The 20,016-nt window shown below is 71.0% G+C and carries 13 protein-coding genes; 4 read left to right on the top strand and 9 right to left on the bottom strand.

Translation table 11 applies throughout. The features are described from left to right. Positions 1-5 precede the first annotated feature (5 nt). From Raf01_RS40295 to ileS, 5 genes are all read right to left on the bottom strand, one after another. On the bottom strand, positions 6-2,738 hold the full coding sequence (locus Raf01_RS40295) for an Rne/Rng family ribonuclease (protein WP_373319734.1): 2,733 nt from the start codon (positions 2,736-2,738) through the stop codon (positions 6-8). 101 nt (positions 2,739-2,839) lie between these two features. Next, entirely contained in the window at positions 2,840-3,613 is a 774-nt protein-coding gene (locus Raf01_RS40290; protein ID WP_203923391.1) for a TIGR03936 family radical SAM-associated protein, read from the bottom strand. Continuing rightward, entirely contained in the window at positions 3,610-5,601 is a 1,992-nt protein-coding gene (locus tag Raf01_RS40285; protein WP_203923390.1) for a TIGR03960 family B12-binding radical SAM protein, read from the bottom strand. The genes Raf01_RS40290 and Raf01_RS40285 overlap by 4 nt, the downstream gene beginning before the upstream one ends. A 130-nt stretch (positions 5,602-5,731) precedes the next feature. Next, positions 5,732-6,412 carry a lysophospholipid acyltransferase family protein gene (locus Raf01_RS40280; RefSeq protein ID WP_203923389.1) on the bottom strand — a complete coding sequence of 227 codons (681 nt, stop codon included), beginning with the start codon at positions 6,410-6,412 and terminating at the stop codon, positions 5,732-5,734. Positions 6,413-6,604: 192 nt separating this feature from the next. Next, positions 6,605-9,808, bottom strand: coding sequence for an isoleucine--tRNA ligase (ileS, locus tag Raf01_RS40275; protein WP_203923388.1), 3,204 nt, complete (start codon positions 9,806-9,808; stop codon positions 6,605-6,607). Between the two features lie 357 nt (positions 9,809-10,165). Here ileS and Raf01_RS40270 point away from each other — a divergent pair, with 357 nt between their 5' ends. Beyond that, positions 10,166-10,609, top strand: a complete 444-nt coding sequence (locus Raf01_RS40270) for a carboxymuconolactone decarboxylase family protein (RefSeq protein WP_203923387.1) — start codon at positions 10,166-10,168, stop codon at positions 10,607-10,609. Then, positions 10,558-11,487, top strand: coding sequence for an RNA polymerase sigma factor SigJ (gene sigJ / locus Raf01_RS40265; RefSeq protein ID WP_239134340.1), 930 nt, complete (start codon positions 10,558-10,560; stop codon positions 11,485-11,487). Before Raf01_RS40270 ends, sigJ begins: the two co-directional genes overlap by 52 nt. Positions 11,488-11,661: 174 nt before the next feature. Here the strand turns inward: sigJ and ndk are convergent, their stop codons facing one another. Next, positions 11,662-12,075: a nucleoside-diphosphate kinase gene (ndk, locus tag Raf01_RS40260; RefSeq protein ID WP_203923386.1), complete on the bottom strand. Its 414-nt coding sequence runs from the start codon at positions 12,073-12,075 to the stop codon at positions 11,662-11,664. A gap of 314 nt (positions 12,076-12,389) precedes the next feature. Between ndk and Raf01_RS50150 the strand changes: the two genes are divergently transcribed. Next, positions 12,390-14,468 carry a VOC family protein gene (locus tag Raf01_RS50150; RefSeq protein WP_239134339.1) on the top strand — a complete coding sequence of 693 codons (2,079 nt, stop codon included), beginning with the start codon at positions 12,390-12,392 and terminating at the stop codon, positions 14,466-14,468. A 64-nt stretch (positions 14,469-14,532) separates the two neighbouring features. Here Raf01_RS50150 and Raf01_RS40250 read toward each other — a convergent pair whose 3' ends face one another. The 3 genes from Raf01_RS40250 to Raf01_RS40240 form a co-directional block, all read right to left on the bottom strand. Beyond that, a complete protein-coding gene (locus Raf01_RS40250) occupies positions 14,533-15,066 on the bottom strand; it encodes a DUF4233 domain-containing protein (RefSeq protein ID WP_203923385.1) in 534 nt (177 codons plus the stop codon). Beyond that, positions 15,063-16,391: a bifunctional folylpolyglutamate synthase/dihydrofolate synthase gene (locus Raf01_RS40245; protein ID WP_203923384.1), complete on the bottom strand. Its 1,329-nt coding sequence runs from the start codon at positions 16,389-16,391 to the stop codon at positions 15,063-15,065. The genes Raf01_RS40250 and Raf01_RS40245 overlap by 4 nt, the downstream gene beginning before the upstream one ends. A gap of 147 nt (positions 16,392-16,538) precedes the next feature. Beyond that, complete coding sequence (locus tag Raf01_RS40240) at positions 16,539-19,175, bottom strand: valine--tRNA ligase (protein WP_203923463.1); 2,637 nt, start codon at positions 19,173-19,175, stop codon at positions 16,539-16,541. 128 nt (positions 19,176-19,303) lie between these two features. Here Raf01_RS40240 and Raf01_RS40235 point away from each other — a divergent pair, with 128 nt between their 5' ends. After that, positions 19,304-19,924, top strand: coding sequence for a hypothetical protein (locus Raf01_RS40235; protein WP_203923383.1), 621 nt, complete (start codon positions 19,304-19,306; stop codon positions 19,922-19,924). Positions 19,925-20,016 lie beyond the last annotated feature (92 nt).

The following is a 20,016-nucleotide window of genomic DNA, read 5'->3' as shown; positions in this document are numbered from 1 at the left end:
GCAGGTCAGGACGCGGACCGGGCCCGGCGGCGGGTGCCGCCCCGGCGGCCGCGCCGGCGGCCGTCCGCGTGCTGCTCGTCCTCGTCGTGGGCCACCTCGAACTCGTCCGGGTTCTCGGCCTGGTCCGACGTGGCGGCCAGGGCCGGCTCCTCGTCCGGGTCCCAGGTCGTGGCGACCAGCTCGTCCTCTTCGGCCACCGGCTCGGGGGCAGCCTCCGCCGCGGCAGCCTTGCGGGAACGCCGCCGGCTGGAGCCACCGGTGACCTCCGAGGCCGCGGCGACCGCCGCGGTCGCCTTGGCGGCCGGCTTCTTGTCCGATACCGGATCGGTGTGGATGATCAGGCCGCGACCCTTGCAGTGCTCGCAGGTCTCGCTGAACGCCTCCAGCAGGCCCAACCCGATGCGCTTGCGGGTCATCTGCACCAGGCCCAGTGAGGTGATCTCGGTGACCTGGTGCTTGGTGCGGTCCCGGCCCAGGCACTCGGTCAGCCGGCGCAGCACCAGCTCGCGGTTGGACTCCAGCACCATGTCGATGAAGTCGATCACGACGATCCCGCCCAGGTCGCGCAGCCGCAGCTGGCGGACGATCTCCTCGGCGGCTTCCAGGTTGTTGCGGGTCACCGTCTCTTCGAGGTTTCCGCCGGTGCCGGTGTACTTGCCGGTGTTCACGTCGATCACGGTCATCGCCTCGGTGCGGTCGATGACCAGGGTGCCCCCCGAGGGCAGGAAGACCTTACGGTCCAGGCCCTTGAGGATCTGCTCGTCGATGCGGCGCTCGGCGAACACGTCGGAGACGCCGGTGTACCGGTGCAGCCGGCTCAACAGGTCCGGGGAGACGTGCTTGAGGTACAGCTCCACCATGTCGTAGGCTTCGCCGCCCTGGACGATCAGTTCCCGGAAGTCCTCGTTGAACAGGTCCCGGACCACCCGGATGACCAGGTCGGGCTCCTCGTAGAGCAGCACCGGCGCCCCGCCCTCGGCGGCCTTGGCCTGGATGTCGTCCCACTGTGCCTGCAGCCGGATCACATCCCGGGACAGCTCGTCCTCGGACGCTCCCTCGGCGGCGGTACGCACGATCACGCCCGCGCCCTCGGGAACGAGCGACTTGAGCACATCACGCAGCCGCTTGCGCTCGTTGTCCGGCAGCTTCCGGCTGATCCCGGACGTGTTGCCGTGCGGCACGTACACCAGGTGCCGGCCGGACAGCGCGATGTGGCTGGTCAGCCGCGCGCCCTTGTGGCCGATCGGATCCTTGGTCACCTGTACCAGCACGGAGTCGCCGGACTTGAGCGCGTGCTCGATCGAGCGGGCGCGGCCCTCCAGGCCGGTGGCGTCCCAGTTGACCTCGCCGGCGTACAGCACGGCGTTGCGGCCCCGGCCGATATCGATGAACGCGGCCTCCATGCTGGGCAGCACGTTCTGGACCTTGCCCAGGTAGACGTTGCCGACCATGGAGCCGGCGCTGGCCCGGGTCACGTAGTGCTCGACGAGGATGCCGTCCTCGAGCACCGCGACCTGGGTGCGGTCGCCCTTCTCCCGGACCACCATCGCGCGGTCCACCGACTCGCGCCGGGCCAGGAACTCCGACTCGGACAGCACCGGCGGCCGGGTACGGCGCTGCTCCCGACCGTCCCGGCGGCGCTGGCGCTTGGCCTCCAGCCGGGTCGAGCCGCTGACGCCCTGCACCTCGTCGCGCCCGGCGCGCGGCTGGCGCACCTTGACGACGGTGACGACGCCATCCTCGTTGGTCGACTCCCCGTCGCCGGTACCTCCCCGGCGGCGGCGCCTGCGGCGGCGGGTGACCGTCTCGCCGGCCTCGGTCTCCTCGGCCTCGGCGGCTTCCTCCGCAGCCTCGGCCTCGGCCTCGTCTTCCTCGGCCTCGGCGGCTTCGTCACCGTTGCCACGGCCCCGACCCCGGCCCCGGCGACCACGGCGGCGGCGGTGCTTGCCAGCGGCCTCCTCGTCCTCATCTTCTTCGCCCGGCTCAGCCTCTTCCGGCTCGACCTCGGGCGCGGCGGCCTCGACGGTCGCCTCAGCGGCAGCCTCGCCGCGCCGGCCCCGCCGGCGGCGGCTGGTCCGACCGGTCTCGGGCTCCTCTTCCGCACCAGCGGCGGCGGCCGGCGCCTCGGCGGTCTCCGGAGCGGCTTCGGGCGCCATGAACAGCACCGAGGCGGCAGCCGGCGCACGGCGCCTGCGGCCCGTCGCTGGCGCCTGCTCGGCCTCCGGTTCGGCCTCGGCGGCCGGTTCGGCGGGCTGCGGCGTGGCGGCGGCCTCGGCGGACCTGCGCCGCCGGCTGCGGCCGGTCCCGGTGGGCTCGGCCGCGGCCGGCTGGGCCCCGGCCTCGACCGGCGTGGTGCCGGCCTCCGGCTCGATCCGGGCCGGTTCGGATCCGGCGGTGGGTTCGGCCGCCACCTCGGCCGGTGCGGCCTTTGCCCGGCGTCGTCGGGTGGTGGGAGTAGTGGTGGGTTCTGCCGCTACCTGGGAAGACTCGCCGGTTTCGCCGGTTTCGGCGGCCTTGCGGCGGGTACGGCTGCGCCTGGCCGGCGCCTCGGCGGCGGCCTCCGCGACCGGCTCCGCGCCGGCGTCGGTGGCCGGCGCCTCGGCGGGAGCGCTCTCCGCCGCCGTGGTACGCCGGCGTGTCGTGCGGGTACGGCGGGTGGGTGCTGTGGTGGCCTCGGCCGGCTCTGCGCCGGTCTCGCCACCCATAGGCTCGTCTTCGAGCATCCGGACGTTCTCCAGTTCTGGCCTCCCCGGGCGCGTTGCACGCTGCCACGCAGGGACGCCTCAGTGTTTCCCGGCACCCACACCGAAGCGCGCGCGCCGAAGTCTGCCAACCCCGCCTAAACCGGCGGAGCGCCGCTGGCCGCCCCATCCCGATCCGCGAACAGCGGATCGACCAATTCGCCCTGCGCGGTCAGCGATCCCTGCGCCAGCCGGATCGCCCTTGGCGGGACCGGCAGCTCCAGGTCGGCCACAACGCGCAGGCCAGACAGGACGTCATCGGGTCGTACGGTAGGGGTGACCTGCCGTACAACAAGGTCGAGTATGGCACATGTTCGGCCGTCACCCTCGCTGGGCGCCGCGGCGGCCGAGATCCTGACCACCGGACCCCGGGCATCGAAGGTCCGGGTGCCCTGCTTGGTCAGCCGGGAGACGGGCACCTCGGCGGTCGCCTCGAACGCCGCCACGGCCCGATCCACCGCCTCCGGATCCGTCCCGGGAAGCTCGATCCGCCAGTGCGAGGCGTCGATCCGCTCGGCGAGCGCCCCGCCCCGCGCCTCGACCGCCTCCAGCACGTCCAGCCCGGGCGACAGGGCCGCGTCCAGCGCCTTGACCAGGTCATCCGGGTCGACAACCGCTCGCAGGCCGACCTCGAGATACTCCGCCTCGCTGCCCGTGCCGGTGGGTGCCGCGCTCGCGTACGAGATGCGGGGGTGCGGCGTGAACCCCTGCGAGTACGCGATCGGTACCCCGGCCCGCTGCACCGCCCGCTCGAACGCACGGGCGAAGTCGCGGTGCGAGGTGAACCGCAGCGGGCCGCGCTTGGCATACCGGATCCGGATGCGCTGGACAACCGGCTCCTGATTGGCCTCCGGCTGCCGCTTCGGCGTCATCGGGCCTCCGCCGGTACGCGCAGGCCGTTACCGCTTACCGGGGTCAACGGGAGCATGGTGCGCCCACTGGGCCCGATCTGGATCTCGGTGTCCATGCTCGGACAGACGCCGCAGTCGAAACACGGCGTCCACCGGCAGTCATCCTGTTCGTACTCGGACAGGGCGTCCTGCCAGTCCTTCCACAGCCAGTCCTTGTCCAGCCCGGAGTCCAGGTGGTCCCAGGGCAGGACTTCCAGCTCTTCGCGCTCCCGGGTCGTGTACCAGTCCAGATCCACCCCGAAGGCGGGCAGCACCTCGGTCGCCGCGTCGATCCACCGCTGGTACGAGAAATGCTCCGACCAGCCGTCGAACCGGCCGCCCTGCTCCCACACCCGGCGGATCACCGCACCGACCCGGCGGTCACCCCGGGCCAGCAGCCCTTCGATGAGCGAGGGCTGACCGTCGTGGTACCGGTACCCGATCGCCCGGCCCAGCGACCGGTCCGAGTTGATCGCCTGCTTCAGCAGCCGCAGCCGGTTGTCGATGACCTCCGGGGAGGACATCGGCGCCCACTGGAACGGGGTGTGCGGCTTGGGCACGAACCCGCCGATGGACACCGTGCAGCGGATGTCCTTCGACCCGGTGGCCTGCCGCCCGGCCTTGATCACCTCGTGTGCGAGTCGGGCGATCTGCACCACGTCGTCGTCGGTCTCGGTGGGCAGGCCGCACATGAAGTACAGCTTCACCTGGCGCCAGCCGTGGGTGTAGGCGGTCACCACGGTGCGGATCAGGTCCTCCTCGGACACCATCTTGTTGATCACGCGACGGATCCGCTCCGAACCACCCTCCGGCGCGAACGTCAGGCCGGTGCGCCGGCCGCCCCGGGACAGTTCCTCGGCCAGCGTGATGTTGAACGCGTCCACCCGGGTGCTGGGCAGCGAGAGCGACACGTTGCTGCCCTCGTACGCGGTGGCCAGCCCGGAGCAGATGTCCCCGATCTCGGAGTGGTCGGCCGACGACAGCGAGAGCAGGCCGACCTCCCGGAACCCGGAGAACTCCAGCCCCTCGGCCACCATCTGCCCGACCGTGGTGATGGACCGCTCCCGGACCGGCCGGGTGATCATCCCGGCCTGGCAGAAGCGGCAGCCCCGGGTGCAGCCCCGGAAGATCTCCACCGCGTACCGCTCGTGCACCGTCTCCGCGAGCGGTACCAGCGGCTTCTTCGGGTACGGCCAGGCGTCCAGGTCCATCGTGGTGCGCTTGTGTACCCGGAACGGCACGTCCGGCCGGTTCGGCACCACCCGCTGGATGCGCCCGTCGGGCAGGTAGTCCACGTCGTAGAAGCGGGGTACGTAGACCGACTCGGTGCGGGCCAGGCGCAGCAGCAGTTCGTCGCGCCCGCCCGGCGATCCCTCGGCCTTCCACCGCCGGACGATCTCGGTTATCTCCAGTACCGCCTCTTCGCCGTCGCCCAGCACGGCGGCGTCGATGAACTCGGCGATCGGCTCGGGGTTGAACGCGGCGTGCCCGCCGGCGACCACGACCGGGTCCCCGGCGCCCCGGTCGACGGCGGACAGCGGGATGCCGGCCAGGTGCAGCGCGGTGAGCAGGTTGGTGTAGCCCAGCTCGGTGGAGAACGAGACGCCGAGCAGGTCGAACGCCCCTACCGGCCGGTGCGAGTCGACGGTGAACTGCGGGACGCCGTGCTCCCGCATCAGCTTCTCCAGGTCGGGCCAGACCGCGTAGGTGCGCTCGGCGAGTACGTCGGGAAGCTCGTTCAGCACCTCGTAGAGGATCTGCACACCCTGGTTGGGCAGGCCCACCTCGTACGCGTCCGGGTACATCAGCGCCCAGCGCACCGAGGCCGTGTCCCAGTCCTTGACGGTCGCGCCCAGCTCTCCGCCCACGTACTGGATGGGCTTGCTGATCAGGGGCAGCAACCGCTCCAGTTGGGGCCAGACAGTCGGGGCCGTCGACGGGCTCGTACCGGCATCAGACGCCACACTCATAATGGCCAGGGTACGCGGCGCACCGGTCCGGCCCGGGTGGTGGCCCGCTCACCGGCGGTATCCGGGCAGGTCGCCCGGCTCAGCCCGGCGCCGTGTCCGGGCCGCGCTCAGCCCGCCTGGTCCCGCCCGCTCAGCCCGGCGCCTTGTCCCGGCTGGCGTACCGGTCGACGTAGTCCTGACCGGACAGCCGCCGGATGTGCGCCATGATGTCGTCGGTGATCTCGCGCAGCAGCTTCGGGTTGCGCGGCCCGTCGGCCTGCGCCGAATAGTCCAGGGCGGGACCGACCCGTACCCCGATCGCGTGGCCGAGACGGGGCAACCGGGCACCGATCGGCTGAACCTTGTCGGTATTGATCATCGCGACCGGGATCACCGGAACCCGGGCGTCCAGGACGATCCGGGCGATGCCGGTGTGGCCGCGGTGCAGCTTGCCGTCCGGTGACCGGGTGCCCTCCGGGTAGATACCGAACAGATCCCCGTTCTTCAACACCGTCAGCGCGATCTCCAGCGCGGACAGTGCCGCCCGGCCGTTGCCCCGCTCGACCGGAATCTGCCGCACGCCACGCATGAACGCCGCGGTCGCCCGCCCCCGCAGCCCGTCGCCGGTGAAGTACTCGGCCTTGGCCAGAAACGTGATCTCCCGTGGCGACAGGATCGGCAGGAACACCGAGTCGGCGACGGACAGGTGATTGCTGGCCAGGACGGCCGGGCCCTCGGCCGGGATGTTCGCCAGGCCGTCGGTCCACGGCCGCCACAGCCCGCGGACGACCGGGGACACCGTGTACCGCCCCAAGGTGTACAGCGCTGACAATCAGGGCCTCCGGTCCCGCGAATGAAGGGGCTCCACGGTAGCCCACCGGTGCTCGCCCGCCGAGGAAACCCGGAATCCAGAGACTTACGCCACCCACCGGCCCCGACCTCGGCAAAGCCACGGTCGTCGACGCCACGGCCGGGGCACCACGGCGCCCCGGCCTTCGACAGGTCGGGGCGCCGTCCGCGTGCGCTACGCGCGGGCGACCGCCACGCGTACCGGCTCGCCGTCGCCCGCCTCGCCGGCGAAGCCGGACTCGCCCACCGACCCGAGTTCCAGCGACACAGCGAGCGTCTCCTCGGCCACGAAGTCCCGGTGGCGCTCCACCGCCATGGCGACCTCCGGGCCGGCCTCCACCGTCGCCCGGACGCGGTCGGACACGTCCAGGCCGGCCTCCCGCCGGGCCTGCTGCACGACCCGGACCACGTCCCGGGCCAGTCCCTCGACGTACAGCTCCGGGGTGATCTCGGTGTCCAGCACGACCACACCCTCGCCGCCGGGCAGCGGCGCGGAGCGGTCGGCGTCCGCGGCGACCAGTTTCAGGTCGTACTCCCCCTCGTTCAGGGTCACGCCGCCGGCGATGACACCGGCGTCGGAGGCCGACCAGTCACCGCTCTTCACCGCCCGGATCACCTGCTGCACCTGGCCGCCCAGCCGCGGGCCGAGCACCCGCGGCACCACCGTCAGCACCCGCTCGCAGTAGCCCGCCAGGTTTCCGGTCAGCTCCACCGACTTCACGTTGACCTCATCGGCGATGAGGTCGGCGAACGGCCGCAGCGCCTCCACGTCGGGGGCGGCCACGGTCAGCGAGGCCAGCGGCAGCCGCACCCGCAACCCGCGCGCCTTGCGCAGCGACAGGGCCGCCGAGGACACGTCCCGCACCTTGTCCATTGTGGACACAAGCGCGTGGTCGGCCGGGAATGCCGTCGCGTCCGGCCAGTCGGTCAGGTGCACCGACCGGCCGCCGGTCAGTCCGCGCCAGATCTGCTCGGCGGTCAGCGGCGCCAGCGGGGCGAACACCCGGCACAGCGTCTCCAGCACGGTGTAGAGCGTGTCGAACGCGTCCCGGTCGCCGGACCAGAACCGGTCGCGCGAACGGCGCACGTACCAGTTCGTCAGAGCGTCCAGATAGGACCGTACCGACGCGCACGCCCCGCTGATGTCCTGCGTGTCCAGCTGTGCCTGGGTCGCCTCGACCAGTTCCCTGGTCTTGGCCAGCACGTACCGGTCGAGCAGGTGGCCGGAGTCGCGAGCCGGCGCTTGGGCCGGATCGGCAAGGCGGCGTTCGTCGGTGCGCCAGCTCGCCTCGTACCCGTCCGCGTTGGCGTACAACGAGAAGAAGTACCAGACGTTCCACAGTGGAAGGAGCACCTGCCGTACCGCGTCCCGGATCGCGCTGTCGGTGACCGGCATGTCGCCGCCCCGCAGCACCGGCGAGGACATCAGCATCCAGCGCATCGCGTCCGACCCGTACAGGTCGAACATCTCATAGACGTCCGGGTAGTTGCGCAGGCTCTTGGACATCTTGCGGTTGTCCGAGCCGAGCAGGATGCCGTGCACCGTCGCGCTGCGGAACGCCGGCCGGTCGAACAACGCGGTCGCCAGCACGTGCATGGTGTAGAACCAGCCGCGTACCTGCCCGATGTACTCCACGATGAAGTCACCCGGGTAGTGGCTTTCGAACCACTCCCGGTTCTCGAACGGGTAGTGCACCTGGGCGAACGGCATCGAGCCGGACTCGAACCAGCAGTCCAGCACCTCGGGAACCCGGCGCATCACCGACCTGCCGGTCGGATCGTCCGGGTTGGGCCGGGTCAGTTCGTCGATCACTGGGCGGTGCAGGTCGGTGATCCGTACACCGAAGTCCCGCTCCAGGTCGGCGATCGACCCGTACACGTCGACCCTCGGGTAGTTCGGGTCGTCGGACTTCCACACCGGGATCGGTGAGCCCCAGAACCGGTTGCGGCTGATCGACCAGTCCCGCGCGTTGGCCAGCCACTTGCCGAACGAGCCCTCCTTGATGTGCGCCGGAGTCCAGTCGATCTGCTGGTTCAGCTCGACCATGCGGTCCTTGAACGTGCTGACCGCGACGAACCAGGACGACAGTGCCTTGTAGACCAACGGGGTGTCGCACCGCCAGCAGTGCGGGTACGAGTGCACGTAGGAGTCCTGGCGCACCAGCACGCCGCGCTCCCGCAACTCGCGCAGCAGCGGCTTGTTCGCCTCGAACACCTGCAAGCCCTCGAACCGCGGCGCGATCGAGGTGAACCGGGTGTGGTCGTCGACGGTCAGGATGGTCGGGATGCCGGCCGCGGTGCAGACGTTGAAGTCGTCCTCACCGTGCGACGGGGCGACCTGCACGACACCGGTACCGTCCTCAGTGGACACGAAGTCCCCGGCCAGTACGGTGAACGCCGCCGGCACGTCGGCCAGCCGGTCGACGAGGAAGTCGAACAGCGGCTCGTACCGGCGTCCGACCAACTCGCTGCCCTTGAGCGTGCCGACCCGCTCGGCCCCGGCGAACTCCTTCTGGTACGCCGACAGCCGCGACTCGGCCAGGATGTACCGGTTGCCTTCGTGCTCCAGTACGGCGTAGTCGATGTCCGGCCCGACCACCAGTGCGACGTTGGGCACCAGCGTCCACGGCATGGTCGTCCAGGCGAGGATTCTCGCGGGTTCGCTGGCCAGCTTCGCCTCCGCTGACGCTCCGGCGGGCGCCGGCGGCCCGGCGGCCAACTGGAACCACACCGTCGACGCCGGGTCGGTCCGGTCCCGGTACACGTCGTCCATCCGGGTCTCGGTGTTCGACAGCGGGGTCTCGCACCGCCAGCAGTAGGCCAGCACCCGGAAGCCCTCGTAGATCAGACCCTTGTCGTACAGGGACTTGAAGGCCCACGCCACGCTCTCCATGTAGTCACGGTCGAGCGTCTTGTAGTCGTTGGCGAAGTCGACCCAGCGGGCCTGCCGGGTGACGTACCGCTCCCACTCCTGGGTGTACCGCAGCACGGACGTGCGGCACGCGTCGTTGAACCGGTCGACGCCCAGATCCAGGATCTCGGCCTTGGTGGTGATGCCGAGCTGCTTCTCGGCCTCCACCTCGGCGGGCAGGCCGTGGCAGTCCCAGCCGAACCGGCGCTCCACCCGGCGCCCGCGCATGGTCTGGTAGCGCGGCACCACGTCTTTGACGTACCCGGTCAGCAGGTGACCGTAGTGGGGCAGCCCGTTGGCGAACGGCGGGCCGTCGTAGAAGACGTACTCGTTGCCCGCCGGCCGGGACTCCACGGACGCCTCGAAGGTCTTGTCGGCGGCCCAGAAGTCCAGGACGCCCCGCTCCAGCTCGGGCAGGTTCGGGCTGGCCGGAACCCCAGCCCGCTCAGAATTCTTGGGGTAGCTCATGGGTGCGGTCTCCTCGCGGAGTGCTCGATATGGCACGGTCCACGCGAGGACGAGTCGTCCGCCCGATGCGGCGGTCAACCCGCGGTACCACCTCGCTTGGTGGCTCGGAGAAGCCACCCGCTCGTCGGTCGGCTGTGACGGGCCGAACCCGTCCGGTTCTACTGGGGACTGCCGCTGGCCGCGGCGCCTGTTCTTCCGGAGGCTCACCGGTGATGGCCGGATCATCGCCTGCGCCATCCAGCGTACCCGATCTGGCTTCCGCCCCTGGTCACCGTTGACCGTCGCATCGCGACCCGGTGTCGGCTGGGTCACACCCCGGCCCTGTCACGCCGGACCCCCCTCGGCTGTCGTTCGGGCATGAACAATCGATTGAAGATGCGGGAGCTGGTTCCCGAGGGGTACGCGGCGATCTTCGGGCTGGAAAAGTACGTGTCGGCCAACGTCGACCACACGGTGCTGCACCTGATCAAGCTGCGCGCCTCGATCCTCAACGGCTGCTCGTTCTGCGTCGACATGCACAGCCGTGACGCCCTGGCCGGCGGCGAGGACAGCCGGCGGCTGTTCGCCGTGGGGGCGTGGCTCGAGTCGCCGCTGTTCACCGAGCGGGAACGGGCCGCGCTGGCGCTGACCGACGAGGTGACCCGGCTGGGGTCGCACGGGGTCAGCGACGAGGTCTTCGACCAGGCGCGCGCGGTGTGGTCCGCCGAGGAGGTCGCGAACCTGGTCTTGGCCATTGCGACTATCAACGTGTGGAACCGAATCTCGATCACCAGCAGGACGACCCCGCCGGAGACGGTCTGACCGCCAGTCCCCGTCACCCGGTCGCGTCCCCGGACGTGGCCGGGCCCTTCCTGGCGCACCGGCCGATGCTGTTCGGGCTCGCGTACCGGCTGCTCGGCACGGCCTGGGACGCAGAGGACGTGATCCAGGACGCGTACCTGCGGTGGGCCGGCGCCGACCGGTCGGCGGTACGGGAGCCCAGGCGCTACCTGTCCCGTACCGTCGGCCGGCTGGCGCTGGACCGGCTGCGCCAGCGCAACGCCGAGCCGTACGCCGGCCCCTGGCTGCCCGAGCCGGTGGTGGCCGACCCGGCGGTGCTGGGGCCCCTGGACACGGTCGAACAGCGCGACTCGGTGTCGATCGCGACCCTGCACCTGCTGGAACGGCTGAACCCGCCGGAGCGCGCGGTGTACGTGCTGCGTACCGCGTTCGACGTCCCGTACGACGAGATCGCGGAGATCATCGAGCGCAGCCCGGAGCACTGCCGCCAGCTGTACCACCGGGCGAGCGAGCGAATCGGCGGCACCGCCCGGTTCTCCACCGACCGCGAGCGGCACGCGCAGCTGCTGCACCGGTTCATGGCCGCGGCGCAGGCCGGCGACCTGGCCGGGCTGGCCGAACTGCTGCGCGCCGACGTGGTCGCCTGGACCGACGGGGGCGGGAAAGCGAACGCGGCGCGCAAGCCGGTCCACGGACGCGACCGGGTCGCCCGCGCCTTCACCCGGTGGTACGGCCCGATGTGGCCGCTGGAGATCACGATGCTGGAACTGGGTGGACTGCCCGCGCTGACCTTCCGGCGGGGAGGAATCCGCCGGATCCTGGCCGTCGCGATCGAGGACGGCCAGATCGCCCGGGTGTACGTGATCCTGAACCCGGACAAGCTGCGGTCGTTCGGCTGACCCACCCGGCTGACGCCCGGCTGACCCACCCGGCGAACCGGCGGGTCAGGTCGACGGTGTCGGCGAGCTCGGCAGAGCCGAGGCGTCAGCGAGTTCGGCCGAGCCGAGAGCGTCGGCGGAGCCGAGGCCGCGCCGGGCGGCTCCTTCGGGCCGCCCGGTCGGGCCGCCCGAAGGTCAGACGGACAGCTCGGGGAACCAGAGCGCGATCTCGCGCTTGGCGCTGTCCGGCGAGTCGGAGGCGTGCACCAGGTTTTCCCGGTTGGACAGCGAGAAGTCGCCTCGGATCGTGCCGGCCGCCGCCGCCCGGCCGTCGGTCTTGCCGACCAGTGCCCGTACCACGTCGATCGCCTGGTCCCCGGAGAACACCGCGGCGACCAGCGGCCCGCTGGTCATGAACTCCTTCAGCGGCGGGTAGAACGCCTTGTCCACGTGCTCGGCATAGTGCTGATCGGCCAGTTCGGCATCCATGGTGCGCAACACCAGCGCCTCGATCGCCAGTCCCTTGCGCTCCAGCCGGCCGGTGATCTCACCGACCAGCCCACGGCGTACCGCGTCTGGCTTGATCAATACGAGCGTGCGCTCGGACACGTTGGCCTCCTTCGCCTCACGGTGAGCCTAACCGGCTCCGGTGGCCCGGACGCCGCCGGTCCGGCAGATGCCCGGCGCGGCCGCTGCCGCGATCGACGGGTTGCCGACTGGTCGGGCTCGGCGTGTCTGGCGCCGCGCGACGACCCGGGACTGGTCACGGCCGGTCTAGCTCGGCAGGCCCGGCGCCGCGCGTCGACCCGGACCAGTCGCCGGGCGAAGGTTCATACCCAGCGTGTCCCGATTGGGCCTTTCGCGTCCGACCAAAGCCGCTTAGCCTGGCGAATTAGCCTGGCAAAACACCCGGGAGGTTCCGCGTGCCGAGCACCCGCCGTTGGACGGTGTCCACCAGTCGCACCGTTGTCTCGGTCGTGCTGGGGGTGCTGGCGGTCTTCATGATCTGCGCCAGCGCCGGAGCCAGCAGCTGGGTGATGGCGGCGCTGGGACTTGCCGTACTGGCCGCCGGCATAGGGCTGTACGTCGTCTCCGCGCTCAACAGCCGCGAGTTCGCGTACGTGCCCGGTACCGCCAACGTTCAGAGCTGCTCGCCTCCGCCGGCGTCGGCCCTGTACGGGCGGTGCACGATGCAGTTGATCGTGCACGCACCCGGTACCGACGACGTGGCCGTGAAGATCCGCGAGACCGGCGTACCCGTGTCGAAGTGGCCGCACGAGGGCAGCACGCTGCCGATCCTGGTGGCCATCGGCGACCGGCGACGGGTACGCGTGCTGTGGGACAACGTCCGCTCCCACGCCGATGTCGCCGACGGCCTGCTCGGCGAGGAGGCCACCGAGGAGACCCCGGTCGAGGACGCCTACCTCGGCGACCTGCTCGACGAGGACTACCAGGAGGACCCGGAGCAGGAGCCGATGCCCAGCGTCGACCCGGCGAGCCGGGTGATCGAGCTGGACCTGATGGACCCGACGGTGTTCCGGGTCTCGTCGGCGGACGACGACCTGGACGCGATCCCCGACCTGGTGTTTCCCGACCCCGACGAGGCACTGCCGCCGGACGACGAGATCCCGGGCGACGACGTTCTCGGTGACGACATTCTCGGCGGCGGGGTTCCCGGCGAGAGAGTCCCGGGCGGCGAGGTCTCCGGCCGCGGAGGTCTGGCCGACCCGGTTCTGGTCAACGACTTTCCGGTCAAGGACGTTCCGGCCGCCCGGCGACCGGCCGACGAACCGACCGGCAGCGGCCCGGCGGACGACGGCCCGCCGATCGACGCCCCGCTGGTCGACGCGCTCTGGCCGGCCGGTGACGTGAAGCCGTCCGGCGACCGGGAACCCCCGGCCCCGCCGGAGTCCACGGGCCCACAGGAGTCCCCGGGCATCCAGGAATCACCGGGCATCCGGGAATCCCCGGGCATCCGGGAATCCTCCGGCGTCCGTGAGTCCGCTGGGGTGGCCGAGTCCGCGGGGATACGGCCACCTGCCGGAAACCCGCCGCCCACCGGGCGCCCCGACGAGCCGGTACGGCGGCCCGTCCGGCGCCGCCCGTCCCCCCGCCCGCGCCGGCCGGTCCGTGACGAAATGATCGAATCACCCGGCCAGGGTGCGGTGATGACCGCCGAACCGCCGCCGGTCACCGACCCGACCCGGGCGACCGACACCATCCTGGTACCCGATCCGACCGACCTGACCGACCTCGGCCCGGCCGCCGGTACCGCGACGGCATCCTCCCCGACCACCGCGAGCCCCACCCGGCCCGCCGCACCGGACGCCGGTCCGGCCGCAGACACCGCCCCGACCTCCGTTGCGGACGCGAGTCCGGCCGCGGCGGCCGGCGCCGCGTCGAGCGCGGCGCGCACCGTGGAGGACCGGCCGGTGAAGGAGCCGGCCGCGTCGGCCACGACCACCGCCCCGCCGGGCAGGCGCGGGGGGTCGCTGCGGGTCGAGCACGTGCTGTCGGCCGAGCCGGCGGTACCGGCCATGCCGCGCTCATCGGTCGTCGGCGACCTCGCCGAGGACGGCGAGATATCCGACGCGTACCTGGCCGTGACGCCACCGCCCGGACAGCCGGAACCCGACGGCGTGCGAGGTGTGAGCGTCACGCTGTTCGTGTCGCACCTGGGCCGCTCGGTGGCCTTCTACCGCGACACGCTCGGCTTCATCCAGGTCGACATGGGGCTGGGCAGCGCCGTCCTGGAGTCCGGCGACTGCCGGATCGAGCTGCGCAGGGTGGTCGACATGGAGCCGGTCGACCGGCGACTGGTACACCTGATGCTCGAGGTGCCGGACGTCCACGCCGCGTACGAGGATCTCCGCTCGCGCGGCATCGAGTTCGTCCACCGGCCGCGTGCGGTCAGCCGGTACGACCAGCTGGAGCTGTGGTCGGCGGCGTTCCGCGACCCGGACGGGCACGGCATCGCGCTGATCCGGTGGGACCTGCGCTAACCGCCCCGCCCCACCCGGTGACGCTGCCTTACCCGGTGACGCTGCCCTATCCGGTGACGCCGTCCTATCCGGTGACGCTGCGGCGCACGTAGAGCACGTACCCCCACACCGCGCCGAACAGCACTCCGAGCACGGCCAACGCGATGTGGAACAGCCCGCAGGCGAACAACGCGACCTGCAGGACGATGCCGGCGTACCACGCCCAGCGGTGCCTCAGCAGCCCAGCCAGTACGACGCACAGCACCACCAGGCCGAGGACCGCACCGATGGCGGCGCCGGGCGAGTGCACCCCGCCGAGCTTGGTCAGCGGCACGATCGCGAGCAGCAGGACGATCGCTTCCAGCACCAGCGTCCCGGCACCGACGCCGCGTACCGCCCCGGCCGGATTGCGCAGCCCCGACCGGGGGCCCTCACCGTCCGACCCGTCGACCTGCTGAGCCTCGGCCGGCTGCCCGTCGGCCGGCTGTCCGTCGATCTCCTGAGCGTTGGTCCGCTGCACGTCGGCCGGCTGCGCGCCGCCCGGCTGCGGGTCGGCCTGCTGAGCGCTGGCCCGGCGCGGGTCGGCCGGCTTGCCGGTCTCGTCGCCTGGCGCGGTCATCGGCGCAGCAGCTTCCGCGCGTCGGCCACGGTGAATATCGAACCGGTGATGAGCACACCCACCCCGCTGATGCCGGCGTCGATGTTCTCCTCGGCCAGGTTCACCGCCGCCTCGATCGCGTCGGGCAACTCGGTCTCGACGTACACCCGGTCCTCGCCGAAGATCTCCGTCGCCAGCTCGGCCAGCCGTGCCGGCTGCATCGACCTCGGCGAGCTGTTGCGCGTCACCACGATCGCGTCCGCCACCGGCTCCAGCAGCTCCAGCGCGCCCGCCACGTCCTTGTCGGCCGCCATCGCGATGACCGCGACCAGCCGCCGGAACGCGAACTCCTCCTGCAGCGCGGAGACCGTCGCCGCCATCCCGTGCGGATTGTGCGCGGCATCCAGCAAGACGGTCGGCGAGGTCCGTACCCGTTCCAGCCGGCCGGGCGACGTCGCACCGGCGAAGCCGGCCCGTACGTTCTCGCCGTCCAGTGCCCGGGCGGCACCGGCGCCCAGGAACGCCTCCACGGCGGCCAGCGCCACGGCCGCGTTCTGCGCCTGGTGCGCGCCGTGCAGCGGAATGAACACGTCCTCGTAGATGCCGCCCAGCCCCTGGATCGTGAGCAGTTGGCCACCGACCGCGAGTTCGCGTCGCAGCACGCCGAACTGGGCGCCCTCCCGGGCCACCGTCGCGCCGACCTCGACGCAGCGCTCCAGGATCGGCTCCGCGGCCTCCTCTTCCTGAGCCGCCAGGATCAGCGTGGCGCCCTGGTAGATGATGCCGGACTTGGCGGTCGCGATGTCGGCGAGCGTGTCGCCGAGCCATTCCGTGTGGTCCAGGCCGATCGGTGTGATCACGCACGTCTGCGCCTGCAGCACGTTCGTCGAGTCGTCCACGCCGCCCAGCCCCACCTCGACGACGGCCACGTCGACCGGCGCGTCGGCGAACGCCGCGAACGCCATGGACGTCGTCATGTCGAAGTAGGTCAGCTGCTCGCCGACCTTCGCGTCGACCAGTTCGGCGAGCGGCTGGACCTCGCGGTATACCTCGACGAAGCGCCCCTCGTCGATCGACTGACCCTCGATCGTGATCCGCTCCCGCACCGTCTCCAGGTGCGGGCTCGTATACCGGCCGGTCCGCAGCCCGTGGGCACGCAGCAGCGAATCGATCATCCGAGCGGTGGAGGTCTTGCCGTTCGTACCCGTGATGTGGATCGACGGGTACGCGCGCTGCGGGCTGCCGAGCAGGTCCAGCAGCGACTCGATGCGACCCAGGTCGAAAACCATCCGGGCGAATCCGCGCGCCTCCAGCTCGGCGTTGACCCGGTCGAACTCCTCGCTCATGCCGGATCCTCGCTTCGCTGCGGTCCGGCATGAGGCACGAACGCGCTGCAACTTTGATTCCTGATCCTCACGGGGGGAGCGGCTTTGCCGCGCTCACCTATCTGTCGCTCGCTCACCCGGTACCACCCGGAAAAGCGGTACCCGCCGTCATGACTGCACCCCCGGTTGTTCGGTCGTCACGCCCGTACCGCCGAGAGCCACCAGCGCGGCATTGGTCCGCGCCAGCTCCGCCTCGGCTGCCGCGAGCCGACCTTTGATCTTGGCAACCACCTGCTCCGGCGCCTTCGCGAGGAACTCCGCGTTGCCGAGCTTCGCCTCGGCTCCGGCGCGTTCCTTCTCGGCCGCCGCGCGATCCTTCTCCAGCCGGGCCCGCTCGGCGGCGACGTCGATCGCGCCCCGGGTGTCCAACTCCACCGTGACGCCGCCGGTGATCGGCAACGTCGCGGACGCGGTGAAGTCGGCACCGTCCTCATCGAGCCGGACCAGCGCGCGGATCAGCGACTCGTGCGGAGCCAGGCCGAGGGCCGGCAGGCCTGACAGCCGGGCGGCGACCCGCTGCCCCGGCTTGAGTCCCTGGTCGGACCGGAACCGGCGGACCTCGGTGACCACCTTCTGCAGGCCGGCGATCTCCACCTCGGCGGCGTCGTCGACGTAGGACTTGTCCGGCGTGGGCCACTCGGCGATCACGATGGACTCCGGTCCGCCCGACCGGTCACCGGCCGCCTCGTCGGTGATCCCGTTCAGCGCGAGCCACAACTCCTCGGTGACGAACGGGATGATCGGGTGCAGCAGCCGCAGTACCTGGTCCAGCACGTGCCCGAGCACCCGCTGGGTGTTCTGGTCGGTACCGATGACCGGCTTGGTCAGCTCGACGTACCAGTCGCACACGTCGTCCCACGCGAAGTGGTAGAGCGTGTCACAGATCTTGCCGAACTCGTACCGCTCGAACTGCTCGTCGACCTCCTGCACCATGTGCTGGAGCCGGGACAGGATCCAGCGGTCCACGGTGGACAGCCGTTCGGCCGGGGGCAACGGCCCGTCGGTACGCGCGCCGTTCATCAACGCGAAGCGGGTGGCGTTCCACAGCTTGTTGCAGAAGTTGCGGGAACCCTGGGTCCACTCCTCCGACACCGGCACATCCGCGCCCGGGTTGGCGCCCCGGGCCAGCGTGAACCGGGTCGCATCGGCACCGAACCGCTCGATCCAGTCCAGCGGGTCGACCACGTTGCCGAAGGACTTCGACATCTTCTTGCCGTACTGGTCGCGAACCATGCCGTGCAGCGCGACCACGTCGAAGGGCTGGCGGCCCTCCATCGCGTACAGGCCGAACATCATCATCCGGGCCACCCAGAAGAACAGGATGTCGTACCCGGTGACCAGCACGCTGGTCGGGTAGAAGCGGTGCAGCTCCGGAGTGTCGGCCGGCCACCCCAACGTGGAGAACGGCCACAGCGCCGAGGAGAACCAGGTGTCCAGCACGTCCTCGTCCTGCCGCCAACCCTCGCCGGTCGGCGCGTCCTCGTCCGGGCCCACGCAGACCACTTCGCCGGCCGGCCCGTACCAGACCGGGATCCGGTGGCCCCACCACAGCTGCCGGGAGATGCACCAGTCGTGCATGTTGTCGACCCAGCCGAAGTACCGCTTGGACAGCTCGGCCGGCTCGAACCGCACCCGGCCGTCGCGCACCGCGTCGCCGGCCGCCTTGGCCAGCGGGCCGGTGTTGACGAACCACTGCAGCGACAGCCTCGGCTCGACGGTGGTGCCGCAGCGCGAACAGTGCCCGACCGAGTGCAGGTACGGGCGCCGCTCGGCGACGATCCGGCCCTCCTCGCGCAGCGCCTCGACGACCGCCGGCCGGGCCTCGAACCGGTCCAGCCCCTCGAACGGTCCGTGTGTGGTGATCACACCGCGCTCGTCCATCATCGTGATGCTGGGCAGGCCGTGCCGCTGGCCGATCTCGAAGTCGTTGGGGTCGTGCGCCGGGGTCACCTTCACCGCACCGGTCCCGAACGACGGATCCACGTGCGCATCGGCGACCACCGGGATGCGGCGGCCGGTCAGCGGCAGGGTCACCTCGGTGCCGACCAGGTGGCGGTAGCGCTCGTCGTCCGGGTGTACCGCGACCGCGGTGTCGCCGAGCATCGTCTCGGCCCGGGTGGTCGCGACCACGATGTCGTCGCTGTACCGGATGGAGACCAGCTCACCCTCGTCCTCGGTGTGCTCGACCTCGATGTCGGACAGGGCGGTGAGGCAGCGGGGGCACCAGTTGATGATCCGCTCGGCGCGGTAGATCAACCCATTGTCGTACAGCCGCTTGAAGATCGTCTGTACCGCACGGGACAGGCCCTCGTCCATGGTGAACCGCTCGCGCGACCAGTCGACCGAGTCGCCCAGGCGGCGCATCTGGCCCAGGATCGAGCCGCCCGACGTGTTCTTCCACTCCCAGACCTTCTCGACGAACGCGTCGCGGCCCAGGTCGTGCCGGCTGAGACCCTGGCCGGCGAGCTGGCGCTCGACCACGTTCTGCGTGGCGATCCCGGCGTGGTCCATACCGGGCAGCCACAGGGTCTCGTAGCCCTGCATCCGCCGCCGGCGCACCAGGGCGTCCTGGATCGTGTGGTCCAGCGCGTGGCCAATGTGCAGGGACCCGGTCACGTTCGGCGGCGGGATCACGATCGAAAAGGGCGGCCGGTCGCTGGTCGGGTCGGCCTTGAAATAGCCGGCCGACACCCAGCGCTCGTACCGCGACTGCTCGACCGCCCCAGGCTGGTACTGGGCGGGCAGATCCGTGCTTGCTGAGGCGTGGTCGCCCGAGCGTGGGGTCTCACCCGAGGGTTGCCGTCTTGTCGTCACGCACCGAGTTTACGGGCGCCCGTTGTTATGCTCCGACCGACCAGTCCAAGGGAGCACGAGTGTCCGACCTACCACTCCTGGAACCCGTCTACGAGGACGAGGCGCAGGAATCCACGCGACCGTCGCACCGCCGCCGATGGATCACTGTCGGTACCGTCGGTGCCGTCTTCGTCGCGGCTGTGGCCACGCTCGGCGTCGTCGACTGGCGGCGGCACCACACCGGCAGCACGTTGAGCACGCCGGCAACCATCGGAACCCTGCGGCACGACACCGCTGCCGACGCGGCCCAGACCGCGGACTATCTCCGTGACGCGCTCGGCGCCGACCTCGCGCTCAGGTCCACGACCGGAGCGGTCTACAGCGATCCGGCGAACAAGGACCGGGTCGTTCTGCTGTTCGGCGGTACGGGCAGCATCAGCTCGCCGGACAAAGAGCTGGGAAGCGCGCTGGGACTGCTCGACGACAGCAGTGGTTCGATCACCGGTCTGCACGACGTACCGGCGGGGCCGCTCGGCGGCACCATGAGGTGCGGGACCAGCAACGGCGACGGTGGACCGATGACGGTTTGCGGCTGGGCGGACAACGGGAGCCTGGCGGTAGCGCTGTTTCCGGACCGGTCCATGGACGAGTCGACTCAGCTGATCGTTCAGGTCCGCGAGGCTGTCGAGCACCGGAAGTAATTCGCGATTCCGCATTTTGGTTCCCGGTTTTGTTTCCCGGTCCAAATACGTTTCAGGGGGCACCTCAATGAGGTGCCCCCTGAAAGGAAGAA

The sequence above is a fragment of the Rugosimonospora africana genome, assembly GCF_016862975.1.
Taxonomy (GTDB): Bacteria; Actinomycetota; Actinomycetes; order Mycobacteriales; family Micromonosporaceae; genus Rugosimonospora; species Rugosimonospora africana.
Note: the sequence above shows the minus strand (reverse complement) of the source record. Positions and strands in the feature narration are given on the sequence as shown.

Excerpts from the sequence above, each read along its gene's own strand:
- Raf01_RS40250 (WP_203923385.1), bottom strand. The coding sequence starts at position 15,066 with ATGACCGCGCCAGGCGACGAGACCGGCAAGCCGGCCGACCCGCGCCGG.
- Raf01_RS40290 (WP_203923391.1), bottom strand. The coding sequence starts at position 3,613 with ATGACGCCGAAGCGGCAGCCGGAGGCCAATCAGGAGCCGGTTGTCCAG.
- Raf01_RS40270 (WP_203923387.1), top strand. The coding sequence starts at position 10,166 with ATGAACAATCGATTGAAGATGCGGGAGCTGGTTCCCGAGGGGTACGCG.
- Raf01_RS40245 (WP_203923384.1), bottom strand. The coding sequence starts at position 16,391 with ATGAGCGAGGAGTTCGACCGGGTCAACGCCGAGCTGGAGGCGCGCGGA.
- ileS (WP_203923388.1), bottom strand. The coding sequence starts at position 9,808 with ATGAGCTACCCCAAGAATTCTGAGCGGGCTGGGGTTCCGGCCAGCCCG.
- Raf01_RS40285 (WP_203923390.1), bottom strand. The coding sequence starts at position 5,601 with ATGAGTGTGGCGTCTGATGCCGGTACGAGCCCGTCGACGGCCCCGACT.